This window comes from Lonsdalea britannica, assembly GCF_002111595.1.
GTDB lineage: Bacteria > Pseudomonadota > Gammaproteobacteria > Enterobacterales > Enterobacteriaceae > Lonsdalea > Lonsdalea britannica.
Genome location: NZ_LUTN01000004.1, coordinates 82,785 through 103,187 on the forward strand (window position 1 = coordinate 82,785; position 20,403 = coordinate 103,187).

A 20,403-nucleotide genomic window follows, 5' to 3' on the forward strand; every position below is an offset into this window, starting at 1 on the left:
ATTATCCTCTCTTCCGTCGGGGACTGGATGGCGACCGGGCCGAATTCTCCTGTAATTGAATAACCGAGGAGATAAACTCCTTCATGACCCGCCGATAGACGTCGCGTTTAAAGGAAACGACCTGTCGCACCGGATACCAAAAGCTAACCCAGCGCCAGCCGTCGAATTCCGGCGTGCCGCTGCTTTGCATGTTGATCTCTGACTCATTGCACATTAACTGCAACAGAAACCATTTTTGCTTTTGGCCGATACAGACGGGTTTTGTGTCCCAACGCACCAAACGTTTTGGCAATTTATAGCGTAACCAGCTGCGAGTTAAAGCCAGAATACGCACATCCTTTTTACGCAGTCCGACTTCCTCATATAGCTCACGGTACATGGCTTGTTCCGCCGTTTCACCAGGGTTGATCCCCCCCTGTGGAAACTGCCAGGAGTGCTGGCCGTAGCGGCGAGCCCACAGCACCTGCCCCTGCCGATTACAAATTACAATACCCACATTCGGGCGGTAGCCATCATCATCGATCACCGGACTACCTCGATAAACTGAAATGCTAAGATAACCTGATTGTTTCACACTCCCGCCAGGCGGTAAACTCCTGCTTATCATCGTCTTCTTTATAATAAGACGCCGATAACCCACAGATAGAATCAAAGTTATAAACATTACCCGGCTAATATCACCGGTTTATTCACTTTTTCTGTGGACATCTTTGTGAAGAACATCATGAAGAAAGTGCGCAAACCGGTTTTCAAGGTTTCGTACGCCCATCTATAACCGTAAAAATAATGCTTTAAATTAATAGAGTTAAGTGACTTTTCTACCGTTTTTCCCCCATCGAAAACATTGCGCAGAATTCGGCCTTTTCCAAAGTGGCGAAAGATCGCACTACTGAGAGCTTATCCACAATCCCCCTCCTGATTTATGCCAAAAAACCAGCTAAACCAGCAAAAAAACCCCTCGTCAAGGCTGTAAATGGAAACAGTGCTCCAGAATTATCCCGGTTATCCCAAAAATCTGTGGATAACATGGTGTAAAATCCTGTTCATTCCCGGTGGCTTATCGTGAACAAGTCATTTCGCCCGTTAACGAGCGCGACGCCACACAGAAAAAACCACAGGGTAATCATGCTATTATTAATTTCATCTCGTGAATGGGATGACTGAAAACTATCCCCCAACGGGAGCTGTGCTTTTTTTATACAACCCGGGAGACTTATGAACACCCCTTCTCTCCATCGCGATCCGCCTTCTGACGAGCTGACGTTGTTACAGCGCGCCCAGTCCCTCGCCGGATATAATCTGGCTGAGCTGGCCGCGATCGCTGAACTGCCGTTGCCGGAAAATCTGAAGCGGGATAAAGGGTGGACCGGCATTTTGCTCGAGCGTTTTCTGGGCGCCAGCGCGGGCAGCAAACCGGAACAAGATTTTCCCGGTCTCGGCGTCGAGCTGAAAACGATCCCTATCGACGAACAGGGACGGCCGCTGGAGACCACCTTTGTTTGCGTCGCGCCGTTAACGGGCAACAGCGGCGTCACCTGGGAGCGCTGCCATGTTCGCCATAAACTGACCCGGGTTCTGTGGATGCCGGTGGAAGGCGGCAGGCAAATCCCCTTGGGCGAGCGGCGCATCGGCGCACCGCTGCTGTGGAGCCCCAGTCCGGAAGAAGAGGAGCAGCTGCGTCAGGATTGGGAAGAACTGATGGATTTGATCGTACTCGGCAAGGTGGAGAGCATCACGGCCCGTCACGGCGAAGTACTGCAGCTGCGGCCCAAAGCCGCGAACAGCCGCGCCCTGACCGAAGCGGTGGGTGAACACGGACAGCCGATCATGACGCTGCCGCGTGGTTTTTATCTTAAAAAAACCTTTACCGGCCCTCTGCTCGCTCGCCACTTTCTGCTTTAATGACCACTCTTTCCTTGCCTGCCGCTACAAATAGCAGAGTATAATTATCGTTTACGTTTCATTTAAGGTGCATTGATACAATGTTTGATTGGATTGCGGATCCCAATGCCTGGCTGGCGCTGGGCACACTTACCATCCTGGAAATCGTTCTCGGCATCGACAACATTATTTTCCTGTCTCTGGTTGTCGCCAAACTGCCCAAACACCATCAGAACAAAGCCCGCCGTATCGGTTTGCTGGGCGCGATGTTGATGCGCCTGGGGCTGCTCGCCTCCATCGCGTGGGTGATAAAACTGACCAACCCGCTGTTCTACGTTATGGATCAGGCCATTTCCGTCCGCGACCTCATCTTGTTCTTCGGGGGTCTGTTCCTTATCTGGAAATCCGGCAAAGAGATCCATGAAACCATTGATGGAAGCTCGGCAGAACATGATTCCAAGGTGCACTCCTTCTTCGGCGCCATTGTGCAAATCATGCTGCTCGATATCATTTTCAGTCTTGACTCGGTTATCACCGCCGTCGGCCTGTCCGATCACCTGTTTATCATGATGGCCGCCGTCGTCATCGCCGTCGGCGTAATGATGCTGTCCGCCCGCCCTATCGGCGAGTTTGTCGAACGTCATCCGTCAGTCAAAATGCTGGCGCTGGCCTTCCTGATCCTGGTGGGCTTCACCTTGATTCTTGAGAGCGTGGATATTCATGTACCGAAGGGCTACATCTACTTCGCCATGTTCTTCTCCATGATGGTGGAAACCCTCAACCTGCTACGCGGTAAGAAAGCGGCACTGCAAAAGTAATGCCCGCCTCGCCAGAGGTTTTTCACGCGAAAGAACGATAAAACATAATGCCTCCGGCTCGCTGCGGAGGCATTTTTCAAGGCAAACCGATGAAGGGATAACCTTTGCCGCGCTGTACGTAAAAAGTCCCCTGCGAGATCGTTGGTCTGACGCCGTCCATGCCGCCCATCGCCGACTAATTTTTTTACATTTTGCCCACCGCTTCTTTCCATGAATCTGAATATAACCTGTGACTTCCTTTGCTAAACTTGCCTTGAATTTTCAGAATTATTGCGGCCAACCTCAGGTAACCCCTATGCACTCAGTTATGAAAACGCTTGTGGCGCTCAGCGTCATCACTCTGCTCGCCGGCTGCTCCAGCCATTATGTCGTCGCGACCAAAGAGGGTCAGGTCCTGCTGACCGAAGGCAAACCTCAGGTGGATGAAAGCACCGGCCTGATGATCTTTACGGATGAAGACGGGCACAAGCATGCGATCGACAACAATGACATTTCGCAGGTCGTCGAACGCTGAGGCGGAATGACGATGATGCGCCAAGAGGCTTTCCCCCTTGACGAGGCTTGGTTTATAGTCAATTGAAGGTGCTTTCAAACGCACCGGTTCCTCTTCAAATAAAAAGGAAGCTGGCACAATGCAATATCATCGTATCCCTCATACTGCTCTAGAAGTCAGCGAGCTGGGACTGGGCACCATGACCTTTGGTGAACAAAACAGTGAAGCCGACGCTCACGCCCAGCTGGATCACGCCATTGCAGCCGGGGTTAACCTGATTGATACCGCCGAACTTTATCCGGTTCCTCCGCGCCCGGAAACGCAGGGGCTGACCGAAAGCTACATCGGCTCGTGGTTGAAACAGCGCGGCGGTCGCGAAAAACTGATCATTGCCTCGAAAGTCAGCGGCCCGGTACGCGGCAGCGATCACAACATTCGTCCTCAGCAGGCGCTGGATCGCAAGAATATCCGTGAAGCCTCAACGACAGCCTGACTCGGCTGAACACCGACTATATCGACCTGTACCAGCTGCACTGGCCGCAGCGCCAAAGCAATTTCTTCGGCAAACTGAACTACCGCTATACCGACGATAAACCGGTGGTCACGCTGCTGGAAACGCTGGAAGCGCTTAACGAGCAGGTCCGGGCAGGGAAAATTCGCTACATCGGCGTCTCCAACGAAACGCCGTGGGGCGTGATGCGCTACCTGCAACTGGCGGAAAAACACGACTTGCCGCGCATCGTCTCTATCCAAAACCCGTACAGCCTGCTCAACCGCAGTTTTGAAGTCGGTCTGGCCGAAATCAGCCAGCATGAAGGGGTAGAGCTGCTGGCTTACTCCGCGCTGGCGTTCGGTACGCTGACCGGTAAATACCTCAACGGCGCTAAGCCAGCGGGCGCGCGGAACACCTTGTTCAGCCGTTTCACCCGCTACAACGGACCTTATATCGAGCAGGCTATCGCAGAATATGTCGCGCTGGCGCAGCGACATGGGCTTGACCCGGCGCAAATGGCGTTGGCGTTTGTCCGACAACAGCCGTTCGTCGCCACCACGTTGCTGGGCGCCACCTCTCTCGAACAGCTACGTACCAATCTGGAGAGTCTGACGGTCACGCTGGATGAAGAGGTGTTGAACGAGTTGGAAGCCATCCACCAGCGCTTCACCTTTCCAGCGCCATAACTTTTTTTGCATCGTAACAGGGCCACCTCGGCCCTGTTATTGACCCGAACACCCGCTTAAAACGCCACGCTGACCTGCATACGTACGCCATCATCGCGGACTTTGCTGCCATGCATCCCCTGATACCCCAAAGACAAACGGGCATGCTGACTCAGTTCCGCCGCTAACCCGGCTTGAATCAATACGGCATTTTTCGGCGTCGCCATCCCGTCAACGTTAAAATCGTCGCCCCCACGCGTGAAATGCAGCCGCGCCGCGCGCTCCCGTTCGCTCAGTCGATGCTGATACCCGATATCACCGTATAGCGACAGCGGCAGCAGCGCGGTGAAATGCATATCGCCGCGCAGTCCCAGCGTTGAAAACGCGGAAGCGGTATTTTGCGTAGTCCACCCCAACGCCGCCTCGCTGCCGGACTCCCGAGCGCCCGGCGTTTGTAGCCAGACGTAAGCCGCGTTGGCATAGGCTCTACCCCCACGTCCTGCGTGACGGAAAAACGCCGACTGCTCTCGATAAAGCCCTGCGCCAGATGGGCTTGATAATTGGCGCGAGCCTTGCCCTCCAGACCGGGTACGCGGAGCGTGCGCTGACTCGACAAATCCAGATAGCTGTAGTTAAGACCGGTGCGCCAATCCATTCCCGCCAGCTCGCCATTCAGATAGAGCGCCGCGTGATAGGCGGTGACATCGGCGCGAGACGCTCTATCGCTCACGCTGATTCGACTCTTTTCGCTGCCGACGGCGATCCCCAAAGCGCTCGACTCACCCCACTGAGCATCACCGCCCAGCAGGAAGCCGTAACCCTGATGGTCCACCGCCGCCTCATCCTGTTGACCGGATAATTTCCCGTCGTTGGACCAGGTCGTCAGCCAAAGTGGATCTTCGTGACGGGAGCGCATCGCGCCGTTGAGCGCATCGCGCACATTCTGACTCCGCTGGATCATGGCTGAGCGTGAAGCCGCATAGAACTCGCCGCTGAGGTTGTCGAAAGCATCGCGCGCCGCATCGGCCGATCTGACATTCGCTATGGCGCTATACGCCACCCCGCCCTTCAGGCTGTCGAGCGCATTCGCCGCCGCCTGCTGATTAGCCGTTGCCGCAACCTCGCTGAACTGTAAGCTGTTGCGTACCGTTTCAAGCCACGCGCCGTGGTCGCCATAACCTAAAACGTCAGTCAGAAACAAGGGCGTTTCCCCGTTGCCGCCAAGCTCCAACGCATCAAATCGACCGGATACCGTGCCGCTGGCATCAAGCAGCCGATAGCGAGTGCCGAGCGTGCTGCGACGAAAACTGATAACTCGCACAGTACCTGCCAGAGTGGCGTTTTTCTCGACGACAAGCTGATCCGACTGCCCTTGCGCATCAATCTCGAATTCGTAGATCGATCCCGGCGTGAAACGAACGTTGCCGACGGTGAGCGTACCGACGGAAGTCCCGGGGGCCAACGTGCCGCCCGAGTCAATAATGACAGAGCCGCCGATGTGACCGTGCCCGCCCAGCACCGCGCTCGACATGACCCAGACATCCCCCGCCAGACTGCCGCTGCCGCCAGCGCTTTTCGCCACGACCAGCCTTCCGCCCTCCACAACGGTCGGGCCGCGATAGGTGTCAACGCCCGTCAGGTACAGCGTGCCATCCCCCTGTTTACGTAAACCGACGTCCAAGTCGAACAGCGCACTGCTGGCATGAGAGTTACGCACCTGAGCGATGTCATTGCTCCAGGTGCTGTCAATCCCCTGCGTATCAACGCTGTACAGCGCGTAACGTCCGCCAAATGTGTCAGAACTCAGGTCGCCGTCGGTCAGCCTCTTACCGTCCAGTTTTCCCGGTCCCTGCACCGCTTTATAAGCGTTGACGATCCCCTGACCGAACAGCGCCTGGTAATCCTCCTGCGACATCAGCGTCATATTGCTGTCGGAAGACGCGTTCAGAATGGCGGCCCGCACCGCTTCATCGCTCATGCTGTAGAACGGATTGTTGCCCTTGAGGGAGCTCACCAGCGCGGTCATTTCCGCGTCGCTGAATGTGATGCCGCTCGCCGCCGCATAGACTTTGATTTCCACGCCCGTCATGTTGAGGGCGCTGTCGACGTTATTGCGCGCCAACACCACGGCCCGTGGCAGCTGCGCGCCGCTGAGCGGCGTTGCGGTCGACAGCAGCACATCGGCTATCTGTTTGCCTGACAAATAGGGGAAAGCTTCGCTGACCAACGCGCCCACAGCCGCCACATAGGGGGAGGAAAACGAGGTTCCGCTGAGCGAGGAGTAATAGGTCTGATCGTAAGTCGTGTAAATATCGACGCCCGGCGCCAGCAGACTGTATTCCGTGGCCCCCTGCGCCAGATTACTGAACGACGCGATAAACGCAGGGCTGGTCGTCGGCTGCCTCGAGTCGAAAGACATGACGCTGAGCCAGTTGTTGGCAATCTTGTTCTCATACCCCGTCATATCCAGCACGGTAGGCAACGCCGACAGCAGGGTCGGCGTCAGATGCCCCTCATTACCGGCAGAGAAAACCAGCAGCTGTCCCTGCTCCGCGTTTCGCGTCGTCAGTTCGCTGAATCCCGGTATCCAGGTGTCGTACAGTTCGCTTTGAACGTCCGCATCGTAGGAAAACAGTTCATCAGGATAAATATTGAAGCCCCAGCTGTTGTTGACGATTTTTGCTTCGGGGTACAGCGCCATGGTCGCCAGCGCGTTCGCGACACTTGATGTCGTTAAGTCGACGCCCAGAGACAAAATATTGGCGTTATAGGCGAGACCGTGTATGCCGACGTCATTTTTGGCCGCCCCTACCACGCCCGCGACTTCGTAGCCGTGTCGGTTGTACTGATTCGGCGTGGATATCCACTGCGTGCCCTCTGCCACGCGCCCTTGGAACTCGGGGCCGCTCAAGTCGGATTGACTGTCGATGATGCCCACCGTCGCGCCTGCGCCGCTATACCCCAGCGAGTAGGCTTCCGCCGCAAACATCGCATCTAACGCGCGGCCATTGTATTGGTACTCACGAGTGCGAAAGTCGTCGGCGCTCGCCGCACTGGCGGAAAACGCGGGCTGCATTAATGACGTGATGATCAGACAGGCCAGCGGCGTCAGCCTGCGGCGATGTTTATCCGTACCGCCCGCACGATGCGGGTTACGAGTTCCCTTCATAGACAGCTCCCTGTGAAACGTTGACGTTATGGTGACGCCGCGTATTAACGCCGAGCGCGCAGTTCACATGGCATTCCCCCCTGACTTTCCCACCTTGAGTGGGGCAAGCAGCCAGCGGGTTGCCGTAAAAAACAGAAATGACGTTGTACGAAATGCGGGTCACGCACGACTTCCTTCTCGGTGAAGAAAGTGGCGCAGGAACCGGGGTGAGCCAGAGGAATGAGTCAGGTTACGCGAGGCAATGATGCGATGTGCCCGCGACAAACGAAAACGCCTTTCACACTACCGCTGCATCCATGCAATCTCGTCGCTGCTGTGGCCATTATAGGTGAGGTGCGGGCATCCAATAACGAGAACAAGATACTTTCTTTACGTAATCCTTACAGTATTGGATAAGACATATAACGCGTTTTACACGGCGGAAAAGGCAAAGAGCTCAAGAGAGTCAGACGATAAAGCCCGAGAGGCAAGCCGAGGGTGAGTGAACGAAAAAAAGAAACGGGGCGCGCAGCCCCGTCGTCTTGTGCCCGTTAAGGCAGGGTCTTGAGTAGCGTTTTACGCTGTTCTTCCAGACCGGTCACTCGCTGACAGACGTCGCGTCCGAAGCGCTGAAAATCCATTTCCTGATTGTTCCACTCCGTTTGAATCGCCTGCTGCAAGCCGCCCAGATTGCCCATTACGGCCTGCAACGGATTACCGCCGCCGCCGTTCGCCATCTGTTTGACGCCCATCTCATTCAGGCTGTCCTGCAACACGCCGCCCAGCGTCTGCTGCACAATCTGGCGACCATCCTGCTCAACCTGCTTAATGGCCTGATGGTGGAAAGCCAACCCGTCAGGACGGTGCTCAATGATGCGGTTCATCTGCTGTTTGAGCTGGGTGTTGAGCGTCGTCAGACGACCACGGACGTTGCTGTCGCTGCCGAGCTGCTGAACGATAACCTTATCCAGCGACTGACGCGCCTTTTCCAGATGTTGTTGCGCGCCCGCATCTATCCACGGCAATTGCTCACGCAACTCTGCCTGATATTCTCTGGCCTGCCGCCGCTGTTCCGACGTCAGGGTCAGTTCGCGGTTATCTTTGACCACGTTTCCTTCCGGCGAGAATTGTAGGTTACCGCTGGCGCCCACCACCTTCACGCTTTGCGGAGTGATGATAATGTCATCCTGCGGCTGGACCGGGCATTGGTACTCCGCCTGCGCCTGCCAGGTAAAAAGAATCAGTGCACCAAAGACGAGATTACGCAACAACATAGTGACTCCTGAAAAAAAGGGCGCCCAACAGGCGCCTCAACGATAGCAGTAAAGGCGCAGGAACGAAGGTGAAAACCGTCGGCCTGCCGCCACGCGCTTCCGCTTTAGCCAAGGTTCGGCGGCAGATCCCACCAGATGTCGAACAGGTCGCTGACGGTCACGTCGCTCAACTGCTGTGACTCCAGCCACTCTTTGACCAGCTGACGGTGTTCGTCCGTGCAATTGCCCAGTTTCTGCTGGCAAACCAGTCCCTGCCACTGCAGGTAGCCGCTGCCTTCAAACGCTAGGCCGCGAGGTTCGATAACATCGTCAACAAAGCGATCCAGCAGCCCGTCGATAGCGTCTACCGATGTCCCTTCCGCGAAACGGAAGCTAACGGAGAAACCCAGTTCTTTGAATTCTTCAATGTGTAACTTTTTACGTAAACGTCGGCTGCGATTAATCGCCATTACTCTTTCCTCTCAAACATGAGATCCCAAACACCATGACCTAAACGCTGGCCACGGGCTTCAAATTTCGTTAACGGGCGTGACGCCGGACGCGGTACATAGTCCTGGCTGTCAGACAGGTTGCGATAACCGTCAAGCGCCCCCATCACTTCGAGCATGTGCTCCGCATAAGGTTCCCAGTCGGTCGCCATATGGAACACACCGCCGATGTTCAGTTTACTGCGCACCAGCTCGGCAAACGGCGGCTGAACGATGCGCCGCTTGTTGTGCCGGGCCTTGTGCCACGGATCCGGGAAGAACAGCTGTACCATGGACAGCGATCCAGCGGGGATCATGTTATCCAGGACATCCACCGCATCGTGGCACATGACCCGCAGGTTATCGATCCCGGCTTCCTGAGCGGACGCCAGACAGGCGCCTACGCCAGGCAGATGCACTTCGATGCCCAGGAAATTTTGTTCCGGGTTCTGTTCCGCCATGGTGACCAGCGAAGCGCCCATGCCGAAACCGATTTCCAGCACCACCGGCGCATCGCGTCCGAACAACGCGGTAAAGTCCAGCGCGTGGTCCTGATACTCCACGCCCATGACCGGCCATAAGTTGTCCAGCGCCTGTTGTTGCCCTTTGGTCAATCGCCCCTGGCGACGAACGAAACTGCGAATACGCCGCAAAGGACGACCATTTTCATCAAATTCCGGAGAGATGACGTTATTGCTCATAGTGCTTACACGTTGTCAGGGGTTATGAAACAAGCGCGCAGTATAATGGATACCTATGAAAAATTCTTTCCTATCTGCCGACGGTGCATTTCGGCCTTGCGGGGAGAGCGAGGCGACGGGCGCTGACCGGCCCGCGCCGCTTCGGTGTGCGCTTAACGCTTAGAGTAATGGGTAGATATCGCGATGTTTGCAGCAATTCAGTTTGATCAGCGACTTTTGCCGCTGGGCATAAAGGGTCTTGACGCTTTTATTCGTTTCTTGCGCTTCATATCTGGCGCCGCGACCGGAAAGCAGACTGATAAATCCCCACATTTGTCCCCGAGCTAGCCGCGACTTAATTCGTTCCCGCTCACAGCCCTTCGCCAGATGAACGCGCTCATTGAGAAAGACGCCAAGCTGATGCATTGAGCAACCGTCTAGCGGGAACAGCACCGAGTCGATATTGTGGTAGCACATCGACAATAGCTTTAGGAGGTTGCCTCTACCGATGATCAGTAGCCGATCTTTATTCATATACAGGGTATTGCTGATATCGGAAGCAAAACGCAAGAAACGAACCAGATCGCCCACATCCTGTAAAAGGAAAATCAGGCGATCGACGTGTGGCCAGTCTGGTATCTCGGTAATGGCCTCGTCTCCCGCTTTCAGCAGTAAGTAATCCAGTCGGTAGTCCTGCGGTCGTCTATATGCGCTCAACGCGTGCTGGACTGCGGGATAGTACAAATAGCATGACGTTACCAAGAATAATTTCATCTGACTCATCCCCTTTTCCCAAGTATGTGCAGACTCATCGCCGGACACGCAATCAGCCCGGACGACTGTGGATAAATAACGGTGCGCTTATTGATAACTCAGCGTGAAATGTGCGGTTGCGCTGTAGCTGCCGGCGGCTAATGATTCAACGCTGACCGTTTCCAGACGGGCGCGAAAATCCAGACGGTTATCGCCGTCAAACAAAGGGATCTGGCCCGTTTTGCCATTGAGCGGAAGCAGTTGGTCGGCCCGATAAATGCCGATGGCAACGCCCTTGGCGACCGAGCCGGAGTCGATCGCCAGCCGCCCCGCCAGCGCGGTGTTCTCCTTTCCGGAAAAACTCACCACCACATCCTTCAGGGTTTCCGTGCTGCACTGGGTCAGCGCGATCGTAAAATCACGCCACTCGCCAGCCTGGTTGGTCTGTAAGGTCCGCGTCGATTCTTCGCCCATGTCTACATCGATATTTTCTGAGTCTGAGCTCAACACACACGGCGAATCCACGACCCGCACATGGAACCCCACGTCATAGACATAGTCCTGAGCATTCCCGCTACCGGAAGTGGCGGCGCTCGCGGGCAGCGACATCAGGTGTGCCCACAGCACGCCATGCACGGCCCGACGAATCGCGGTTCGGCGTCTTGTCGTCATCGTCCCCGCCTTAGTCATAGTTGAAACGTAAGACGATGAATTTCTCGACATCGCCGGGGACTGCCGCATCTGACGCGTATAGTCTGGCGGTGTATTGCTTTTCCACCGTGCCGCTGGCTGATGTCAGCCCATTGATGAAGCCAATGAACTGGTTGTAGACGATGTTGTTGCCGGTCGAGCCGTCTTCGATTTTCAGCATCGAGCCATTTCCCATATCCATCCCGTCAGCGCTGGCCAGAACGTTGTTTCTGGAAGCCGCGTCGAAGTTGACGGTGAGGTCGAAGCCTTTGCCACAATCCTCGCCGCCGTCGGTCGAGGCGCTGATTTGGAAATCCTGCTGCGCCACGACGCCTGCGGAAGCGCTGCTCCACGCCTGCACCGTGCCGAAATCGATATAGCTGTTGGGCGACACAATGACGTTGGCCGAACACTGAATCACCTCAATATTTCTCAGCCCGGACAGCCGGAAAACATAGTTACTATCAGGCTTATTGTTGATGCCCAGTTCGCCATCGACCTGAAATACGCTGAGAGAATCCGTGCCCGAGCCGTTGTTGCTGATATTGCCGATTTTTTCCAGATACAGCTGCACCGAGGTGGGCATCATGGTCGGATTTTTTGGCGGAGCGGAACCTGACGGTCCCGGCGCGATAAATTTTCCTGTCGACACCCGCGAGCCGCTCCCCCCGCCGCCCGAGACGATCCCCAGATCCTGACCGTTGTAGATGATCCCAATGCCGATCCCGGCGCCCACCACTTCTCCGCCCGGGTTGGGGTAGAAGTAGGCGTATTCGCCATTGGGCTTCACATTTTTGTAAGCCCAGCAGGCCAGATTGCGGCTGTAGGTTTTCGACGTCCACAGCCGACTGCCCACCGGCAGCGTGGAAGGGATTTTCAGCGCGCCGATATCCTCGCTGTCGGAAACCGGCCCGTTTACCGTATCTTTGCGGCATTCCAACGCGGAGGCGTCAACGGCCAGCATGGCCAACACGCCGCCGCAGAACCACGGCAGGCAACGCCGTGCGCCTGAGGTCACTACTCTGGACATACTCTCCCCTTTTTCGATGTGGTCGCCGACGTCTCCGTGTCTGCGGGTTTCAGCAACGAGATGCGCCGTAGCGCGACATCCCGGCGGTTTGGTCCGCGACACGGTGCTAAGGTCATGTGCTCCGCGTCCGTAGCGCCCCGCATCATGCGGTCGTCATCTTCATTTCCTGTTTCAGCGAGCGGGCTTGTCGACCACGGCACAGGTCGCCTGCTGACAGGCAAAACGCAGCTCCGGATGACCGCCGAAATCATTGACGTAGTACAGCGAGAACGCCTGCACCGACGGGTCTTTAACGTCGACGTTGACGGAGGACTTCGGCGCAATCATAAAAGCCCGATCCTTCAGCAGAGAGGAGGACCCCTTCTCTCCTGAACGGAGCTGAATATTGCTGACGGTGATGTAATACGGCGTGGGATTCTCCACCACGAACTGCTGACCGGACTTGCGGATTTTAAGTCGGCGTTGCCAAACGTCGTCTTTCACCGGTTTGATGCTTTTTGGTCGATAAAACACTTTGATCTCTGACTGCACGGCAATCTGCAGAACGTTCGCCTTCTCCGGTTTGGGCGGGATTTCCCGCACATTCAGATAAAACAGAGACTCCCGATCCTGCGGCAGTTGATCGATCCCCGACGTTTTCACCAGACGGATCAGGGTGCGCCCGCCCGCCTCGATCCGCTGCAGCGGCGGCAGCACCATCAGCGGGGCCGAAATTTTGCGGTGTTCGCTATCGGTCAGCCAACTTTGCGCCAAAAAAGGGAGGGATCCGTTCTCGTTCGTCAGCGTGACGGTGGTGGTTTGCTCCGCCCCGTCGTAGACCACCCGCGTTCGGTCAAGGTTGATCGCCGCCTGCAAGGTCGGCGAAAACGTCACGATGCACGCCAGCAATACGGCAGGCATCCTGAAATGACGATGTTGGTTCATTTACTCTTCTCCAGTTGTTGCATTGGTTGGGGGCAATGGCAGGCAAGGCAGCAGCAGGGACGCCAGGCCGGTTAAGGTTCGAGGCAAGGTCATCCGGCACTGCGCTTCGCCGTCCCAGCGCGCCGTCAATGTTTCATTTGGCGCGACGCCGGTGAGATAGACCTGTCCTTCCTCTGTCACCATGGCCACCTCCCGTCCGCTGGCGTTCGTCACCGTCGCCGCAAACGGGGGATAACGTCCGTCTGGCAGCCTCAATGTGCCAAGCACCTTATTGCCGCTGACGATCTCGAATTTGCGGTACCCGATGGCGCCCTCGGTGAGCGTGCCCTGCACAATAGTTGTCAACGCCTCGACGTCGTCTGGCAGATGCTGAACGTCGACGCGCGTCGAGACATCGAAGTAGCTGCTGGTCCCGGCAATCACCGCCAGTCCATCAGCGTTGGTCACCACACTGCCGTTGGAGAACGGCACGCCCGGCACGCCATTGGCGTCCACCATCACACGCGTTCCGCCGTTAACCCCCTTCTGATGGGCGGCGACGCCATGACGCGTCGCCGTGATCCCCCCGCGCAGGGAGCCGTTAACGTAGGTGTAACCGTCTTGCTGCCAGGACAGCCCCATGCTGGCGTTGGTTGCCGACGCGGCGTAGTTGTAGGTCCCGCTGACGTAGCCTTTGCTGGCGGCGTCGTAGCGCGTGCTCAAATTCCAGCTTCGGTTTTGATCCTGCTGATTGCTGTAGGTCAGCGTTTGGGTCATCTTCCCGCCATAGCTGCCTAAGCCGTATCCGACGCGTTCCCGGTCGCGCAGCGGGATGGAGAGATTGAGATAGATGCTATCGTCGGTATTCGCGTTGTAGAGCGAGCGCCACGCAGAGACTCCGGCGGAGACCCCTTTAAGCGGCCCCAAATCGAGATAGGTGTTCAGGGAGATGCCGTAACGGTGCTGCTGCCGCTCATTCCAGAAGGTTTGCTGGGTGTAACTCAGATACGTAGACAGGCCGTTCAACCACTGCCTTTCGCTATCGAAATTTTTCGATAAGGTAATGACGTAACGCTCTTTTTCGTTGTGATAGTCGCTTCCGTTGTTATTCAACGCATAGAGATACTGAGACATCCCCATGAAGGTCTTTTCAGAGAAACGGTATCCGGCGAAGTTCACCTGTCCGTCGATGGAGTCGAAGCGCTTCGACCAGTTCACAGAAAAGGAGCGCCCATTCTGCAACGGGATATTCGGCAAACTGGCGCGAGACTGGGTGATATCCGCCGACACCGCCCCCAGCAGGTACAGGTTTCGCCCCAATCCCACAGACCCGGACTGATAGCCGTTGGACAACGTGGTACCGCCATATAACGACCAGGCATTGCTCATCCCCCAGGAAAACTCGCTGGAGGAAAACGTCAAATTTTCCTGGTGGCGCTGACTGTCCGACGGGCGGCCGGCCGACAGCTTGTATTGGATTTGCCCCGGCCGAGTCAGATAAGGGAGGCTGGCGGCTTCGGTTTTGAACGTCGTCACGGAGCCGTCTTCTTCCGTGATTCGCACGTCCAGCGTTCCGGTCACGCCACTGTTCAGATCCTGAAGAGAGAACGGCCCCGCGGGTACGGTGATTTCATGAATCACGCGCCCGTTTTGCATCACGGTGACCGTCGCATTGGAGCGGGCCACGCCGCGAATCTCCGGCGCATAGCCACGCAGCGAGGGCGGTAGCATGTTTTCATTGCTGATCAGACTGGCGCCGATAAACCGAAAGCTATCGAAGAGGTTGGTGTTGAGATACATCTCGCCCAGCCTGACATCGGCCGACATAAACGGCAGCGGTCGAAAGGCATAGAACTGATCCCAGGAGAACTCTTTACGATGATTGTCTCGCGCGGCATTCATGTAATACCGGTAGTCGGCACGATAGCGCCATGCCCCGAGATTAAACCCCGCCGTGCCGTAGCTGCTGAGATAACGGGCGGAGCTGCCATTACCGGTGCCTCGACGCACGTTGCCCACCAGGTTGTAGTCCAGCATGACGCCGTTGATACCGGGGTCCCACTGCTCCGGCGGCGTCCAATTTTTGTTGCTGTATTTCATCCACGCCTGAGGGATGGAGATATTCAGTTCTCCCATCCCAATCTGGTTGGAAACATTCACTCCGTTGAGGGTAGAGACATCCGCGCACTGGCCGTTATTCCACCACGTAATGTTCTCCGCGGCCTCCGGCTTTAGCGCCAGTTTGCCGACTGTCTCCGCATCCAGACACAGGCGTGATTGACGACCGTCCGGGCCCGACGCAAGGTAGCTGACTCTTCGCTGGTCAATCATTTTGCTATTGACCTTAATCGTCAGCATATAGTCGCCGGGAATGACGTAGTCCGAATCAGCGAAGCGGCTTAGATCAATCTCATTACGTTCATCAATATCCAATACGCTGGCATTGAATTCCGTCGCTTTTGCATTATTGGAGAAAAAACAAACCATGAACAGACCGTATCGACAGGTGCTATTCAGTTTATTTATAACTCTCTTTTCCTGCGTATTCGTCATCAATAGTTACCAGTGTATTGTTAACATTGTTCAGGAAAGAAAAAGGGGTAAATAAGAGATCATTACACTCCCCACGTCACCGCATCTCTGAATTTCATTTCTGACGACGACATAAAAAACAGATGCAAACACCGCCAAATAAAAGAGTCACGCCGACCATCAAGGATTCACTTAATATCATCCAAGAAACAGATCGCGATTCCATATTGCAATAGGTTCATAAATACACATCACGGCCATAGAGCACTCCCTCGTAAATTCACAGGAATTATTTTTAGCCAGACAATCACCACGTATTATTTATTTCCACCTATTACTCTACGACAAGGGGAAATATCCTATAGCGCGCCCCTCTTTAATATCCACGGCGCACAATGGACTAATACTCCTTGCAGCCGACTTTATTTTGTTATTAGCGCGCCATATTTTAATATGGACATAATTCAATAAGGATAATCCCGTACACATGCCTTTATTCTGCTGACAATACATGCTTTTCCTAATGTTTACTTTATGTATATTAAAAGGGAATCCTTTCCCATAGTTTCATTTTACTGGTAGGAAATCACGAAGTTGGCCGTACTTTCAAAATTACCGGTCGTCACATCCGTCACAGACGGTAATTTCTGCACAAAGGAAGTGAACGATAACGTATTATCGCCATTGACCAGGTTATAATTGCTCACCGCGGCAGTAGTGCCGTCAAACGATACTTTTTCACCAGAGTATTGAATCGCAATACCAGCGCCGCTAGCACCGCCATTCAGCGCCAGCAGTTTATTATCTGTGCCGGCAGCAGTTCCTCCTGAGAATACAACATTTGCTGTTGTCGAAGTTTCGATGGAACAATCTCTTAAAGTAATATCGAAAGGTTTAATCACCGACGTTCCACCGTTATTCAGCACGGTTTTGCTGATTTCACCGAACTCAATCGTCTGAGCCAAATCATCCTGAGAGACAGAGCACGGCGTATCAATAATTTTCCCTTTGAAGGTCACATTTCCATTGTGGCTATCCGCTGCCTGCACATTGACGACAGTGAGAGAGGTAACAGCAATCATCGTAGCCAAAGCAATTTTGGATAATTTCATTTTCATTCCCGATTTAATTCAATAGATGAAAACGTGCTTGTTGGCGGCAGCCAAAAAGTACGCCCTGACCGGTCAATGCATTGATGTCAGGATCTTTCATCGAGTGGTTCAGCGACAGCGCATTCATCATCACCATCTCGCCTTTTCCCACGCCAATCCAGCATGTAAAGATCCCATGAAACCGTCATGCGTTGAACGAGCGGCGATCTAACCACAGCCCAAAACACAAGACAATTATATTGATTTGTATATATTTATTTAGATTTTATTCTTGTGATTTAACAATTAATAGGTTTTTATTCTGATAAAGCATTGTGTTTACGTTTTTTACGGTGTGAATAATTTTGGCGATAGCGCCTCAGGGAATAAATAGATCGTCTGATTAGAAAAAGTGGGGTCAAATCCACATAGATTTACATTTATATATATTCATCCCACACTAGTATAGGAAGTTACTTATTTATTTTTATCTTTTTAATGTGCTATAAACCCAGCCCTAAGGAAGCGCAGACATTTACTGCCATGGGTTATAGACATTGCCGTAGATAAAAATACGCTTTGACAATAAACAGGTAAATTTTTAGACTGATTTTTTGTTTTTCACCTCACCATATCGACTTTTTTATAATTCATGTCTCCATAGAGCATCTATAAATGGTTTATTTAATTAATAAGTCGGTTGTCTATACAGAAAAAGACAACTCTTTAGCATGGGTAAATCGCTCAGAAGAGGCCATATCTCTGAGTCTACCTGTGGCAAAGCTTCTAAAAATGCTGCTTATTAATCCAGGAGTGACATTAAGTAAAGAGTACCTGCTTACGGAGGTTCTGGAGAAAAACGCTCTGGCACCTTCCATGAACAACTTAAACAACTATATTTCTTTATTGAGAAAATCTCTGCGTGAATATGATCTGGCCGAGCTACTGATGACAGTACCTAAAGTCGGCATTATGTTTAATACGCTAGATATTGAGGTGACATGTGACGACTCACAGCAAAGCGCCGTTGTGGAAGTTTCGCCTCAACACACTGACGTTCAGCGAATAAAATACAGAAAGCCACTTTTCTTTGTGGTAGGCGGGACTGCTCTGGTCTTACTTTTATTTTTTAGGTTTATCTTATCGACAGACTTCCCATACAGAGAAATTTTTAGAGACGCTAAGATAGTAAACTGCCAGTTTTTTTATCTGGATGATGACACGATCAGCGAAGGTTTTCCGGAAAGTATCATTATCTCTGTAAAAATAATGTCGACCTTTACTATTTTTCCAGAAAAATAATCATACCTAAAATTGCGACCAGAGAAGAAATTATTGTTATTTCCTGTAAAAAAAAAGGGAAAAGGTGCTCAACGCATGTCTTCATCAACAATTAGAACTCCTTTGACTATCACAGTGGTGACTATATTGCTCTTGGTAGTCACTCTGTCATCGTTATATTACTATTACCACGTTTACAAAAAACCATTAATGTGTCGGGGAGAAATAAGTTCCACCATTAAAAATGGGCAGGATTCGATTGTTAAAAGCTATATCATCAATTTCTATTTAGGGGCCAGAGGAAAAGGTTCGATGGCCTTACACGGCATCTATATTGATGTAGACAAATCTGCGGATGTTTTAGAACGTACACTCACGTTCGATTACAGCTGGAATGGCAATTATCTCATTATGAAAAACACCAACATGTTTAAGAATTTGGCCGATACCGCGCCCGACAATGCCACGCCTTATAGTAAGAATGAGGTCATCCGCTTCGAAATGCTGACGGATAAAGTCTATCTGGTCAGCGCCTTTCGCCCCACGTTCGCCTGCAACGTGCGTTAATGGCCCAAGCCCGTGGTCGCGCCCCTGCGGCCACGGCTTACTCCCTACCAACCCCGTACGCTCATATCGAAAAATCAGGCGCAGCGCTTTAGTGCATTGGAAAGTACTTGGTCGACCACGCCAGCAGCGGATTTGTCACAACATAAACACCACGGCGCACGAGATGCGCAGAAGCAACACGTTCAGGAAACTTCGGGTTTACAGCACATTCACACTGTGCTGGAATCGCTTTCAATTTTCACCTGCCAGATAGCGATCCTTCCTTATGATACAAGCGCAACAGTTCGCGCAACAGGTGCTGGCGTGGTACGAACGTTTCGGACGTAAAACGCTGCCCTGGCAACTAGATAAAACGGCCTATCAGGTCTGGCTGTCCGAAGTCATGCTGCAACAGACGCAGGTCGCCACTGTTATCCCCTACTTTCAGCGTTTTATCGCCCGCTTCCCCGACGTACGCGCTCTGGCCGCCGCGCCGCTGGATGAGGTTCTGCACCTCTGGACCGGGCTTGGCTACTATGCCCGGGCACGAAACCTGCACAAAGCAGCACAGGTCATCACGGAACAGCACGGCGGCGTATTCCCCACCACATTCGACGATATCGTCGCGCTGCCGGGCATTGGCCGTTCCACCGCAGGCGCGATCCTGTCTCTGGCTCAGGGCCAGCACTACCCGATTCTGGATGGCAACGTGAAGCGCGTGCTCGCACGCTGCTGCGCCGTCTCCGGCTGGCCGGGTAAAAAAGAGGTGGAGAATCGCCTGTGGAATATCAGCGAAACCGTTACGCCAGCAGAAGGCGTGGGCGCGTTTAATCAGGCTATGATGGATTTGGGCGCGATGATCTGTACTCGCAGCCGCCCCAAATGTGAACTTTGTCCGCTCAACACCCAGTGTATCGCCTACGCTAACCACAACTGGGCGGATTATCCGGGCAAGAAACCCAAACAGACGATTCCGGAGAAAAGCGCCTGGTTTGTGATGGTCCGGCAGCAACAGCGCGTCTGGCTGGAGCAGCGTCCGGCCGTAGGACTGTGGGGCGGATTATTCTGTTTTCCCCAGTTCGCTACTCAAGAGGAAGCACATGCCTGGCTGCAACAGCGGGGGATGTCGCAAAGCGGACTGCAGCAAGGTATCGCGTTCCGACATACCTTCAGCCACTTTCATCTGGATATCGTCCCTCTGTTGCTGGATATGTCCAGCCAGAGTGCCTGCATGGATGAAGGCGCCGGTCTCTGGTATAACTTAGCCCAGCCGCCATCTGTGGGGCTCGCGGCCCCGGTAGAACGCCTGCTGCAACAGTTGGCTCAGTCGCAATCCGTCTTCGTCGACGTCTGCGCGCCCAATAACGAGGAATAAGCATGAGCAGAACGATTTTTTGTACTTTTTTACAACGTGAGGCCGAAGGTCAGGATTTTCAGCTGTATCCAGGCGAGCTGGGAAAACGCATTTATAACGAAATCTCCAAGGAAGCCTGGGGCCAGTGGCAAACCAAGCAGACGATGCTGATCAACGAGAAAAAGCTCAGCATGATGAATGTGGAAGACCGTAAGCTGCTGGAAGAAGAAATGAGAAAGTTCCTCTTTGAAGGCAAGGATGTGCACATCGACGGCTACACGCCGGAAGATCAGTAATCGTACAG

General features: G+C 53.7%; 18 protein-coding genes and 2 pseudogenes. 8 read left to right on the forward strand and 12 right to left on the reverse strand.

Features of this window, described 5'->3' with window-relative positions:
• Position 1: 1 nt before the first annotated feature.
• Positions 2–526 (reverse strand): RNA pyrophosphohydrolase, encoded by a 525-nt coding sequence (gene rppH, locus AU509_RS04705; RefSeq protein ID WP_085651496.1) that lies wholly within the window; start codon positions 524–526, stop codon positions 2–4.
• A 689-nt stretch (positions 527–1,215) separates the two neighbouring features.
• Here rppH and mutH point away from each other — a divergent pair.
• The 4 genes and pseudogenes from mutH (at position 1,216) to AU509_RS04725 (ending at position 4,371) form a co-directional block, all read left to right on the forward strand.
• Positions 1,216–1,902, forward strand: a complete 687-nt coding sequence (mutH, locus tag AU509_RS04710) for a DNA mismatch repair endonuclease MutH (RefSeq protein WP_085651497.1) — start codon at positions 1,216–1,218, stop codon at positions 1,900–1,902.
• 80 nt (positions 1,903–1,982) lie between these two features.
• Positions 1,983–2,699: a TerC family protein gene (locus AU509_RS04715; protein WP_094117774.1), complete on the forward strand. Its 717-nt coding sequence runs from the start codon at positions 1,983–1,985 to the stop codon at positions 2,697–2,699.
• A 295-nt stretch (positions 2,700–2,994) separates the two neighbouring features.
• Positions 2,995–3,213: a YgdI/YgdR family lipoprotein gene (locus AU509_RS04720; protein ID WP_094117775.1), complete on the forward strand. Its 219-nt coding sequence runs from the start codon at positions 2,995–2,997 to the stop codon at positions 3,211–3,213.
• A 118-nt stretch (positions 3,214–3,331) separates the two neighbouring features.
• Positions 3,332–4,371 (forward strand): annotated as a pseudogene (locus AU509_RS04725) (NADP(H)-dependent aldo-keto reductase).
• Between the two features lie 154 nt (positions 4,372–4,525).
• Here the strand turns inward: AU509_RS04725 and AU509_RS04735 are convergent.
• From AU509_RS04735 to AU509_RS18510, 11 genes and pseudogenes are all read right to left on the reverse strand, one after another.
• A pseudogene (locus tag AU509_RS04735) lies at positions 4,526–7,519 on the reverse strand (autotransporter outer membrane beta-barrel domain-containing protein); the annotation flags it as partial.
• A 530-nt stretch (positions 7,520–8,049) separates the two neighbouring features.
• On the reverse strand, positions 8,050–8,772 hold the full coding sequence (locus tag AU509_RS04740) for a YggN family protein (RefSeq protein ID WP_100053506.1): 723 nt from the start codon (positions 8,770–8,772) through the stop codon (positions 8,050–8,052).
• Between the two features lie 104 nt (positions 8,773–8,876).
• A complete protein-coding gene (locus AU509_RS04745; RefSeq protein WP_085651502.1) occupies positions 8,877–9,221 on the reverse strand; it encodes a YggL family protein in 345 nt (114 codons plus the stop codon).
• Positions 9,221–9,940, reverse strand: a complete 720-nt coding sequence (gene trmB / locus AU509_RS04750) for a tRNA (guanosine(46)-N7)-methyltransferase TrmB (protein WP_085651503.1) — start codon at positions 9,938–9,940, stop codon at positions 9,221–9,223. The genes AU509_RS04745 and trmB overlap by 1 nt, the downstream gene beginning before the upstream one ends.
• A gap of 159 nt (positions 9,941–10,099) precedes the next feature.
• Positions 10,100–10,693, reverse strand: a complete 594-nt coding sequence (locus AU509_RS04755; protein ID WP_085651504.1) for a hypothetical protein — start codon at positions 10,691–10,693, stop codon at positions 10,100–10,102.
• Positions 10,694–10,780: 87 nt separating this feature from the next.
• Positions 10,781–11,344: a fimbrial protein gene (locus AU509_RS04760; RefSeq protein WP_162896342.1), complete on the reverse strand. Its 564-nt coding sequence runs from the start codon at positions 11,342–11,344 to the stop codon at positions 10,781–10,783.
• A gap of 10 nt (positions 11,345–11,354) precedes the next feature.
• Positions 11,355–12,392 (reverse strand): type 1 fimbrial protein, encoded by a 1,038-nt coding sequence (locus AU509_RS04765; protein WP_085651522.1) that lies wholly within the window; start codon positions 12,390–12,392, stop codon positions 11,355–11,357.
• Between the two features lie 171 nt (positions 12,393–12,563).
• Positions 12,564–13,316 carry a fimbrial biogenesis chaperone gene (locus AU509_RS04770; protein WP_085651506.1) on the reverse strand — a complete coding sequence of 251 codons (753 nt, stop codon included), beginning with the start codon at positions 13,314–13,316 and terminating at the stop codon, positions 12,564–12,566.
• Positions 13,317–15,782: a fimbria/pilus outer membrane usher protein gene (locus AU509_RS04775; RefSeq protein WP_244201026.1), complete on the reverse strand. Its 2,466-nt coding sequence runs from the start codon at positions 15,780–15,782 to the stop codon at positions 13,317–13,319.
• Positions 15,783–16,399: 617 nt separating this feature from the next.
• The gene (locus AU509_RS04780) at positions 16,400–16,939 is read right to left on the reverse strand and encodes a fimbrial protein (RefSeq protein WP_085651508.1); all 540 of its coding nucleotides are present in this window, start codon (positions 16,937–16,939) and stop codon (positions 16,400–16,402) included.
• Between the two features lie 13 nt (positions 16,940–16,952).
• Positions 16,953–17,075 (reverse strand): hypothetical protein, encoded by a 123-nt coding sequence (locus AU509_RS18510; RefSeq protein WP_254901518.1) that lies wholly within the window; start codon positions 17,073–17,075, stop codon positions 16,953–16,955.
• A 518-nt stretch (positions 17,076–17,593) separates the two neighbouring features.
• Here AU509_RS18510 and AU509_RS04785 point away from each other — a divergent pair.
• From AU509_RS04785 to AU509_RS04800, 4 genes are all read left to right on the forward strand, one after another.
• Positions 17,594–18,220, forward strand: coding sequence for a winged helix-turn-helix domain-containing protein (locus AU509_RS04785; RefSeq protein WP_094117780.1), 627 nt, complete (start codon positions 17,594–17,596; stop codon positions 18,218–18,220).
• A gap of 75 nt (positions 18,221–18,295) precedes the next feature.
• Entirely contained in the window at positions 18,296–18,766 is a 471-nt protein-coding gene (locus AU509_RS17925) for a hypothetical protein (RefSeq protein ID WP_139824020.1), read from the forward strand.
• 265 nt (positions 18,767–19,031) lie between these two features.
• Positions 19,032–20,120: an A/G-specific adenine glycosylase gene (gene mutY / locus AU509_RS04795; protein WP_094117781.1), complete on the forward strand. Its 1,089-nt coding sequence runs from the start codon at positions 19,032–19,034 to the stop codon at positions 20,118–20,120.
• Positions 20,121–20,122: 2 nt separating this feature from the next.
• Complete coding sequence (locus tag AU509_RS04800; protein ID WP_085651512.1) at positions 20,123–20,395, forward strand: oxidative damage protection protein; 273 nt, start codon at positions 20,123–20,125, stop codon at positions 20,393–20,395.
• Positions 20,396–20,403: the final 8 nt, after the last annotated feature.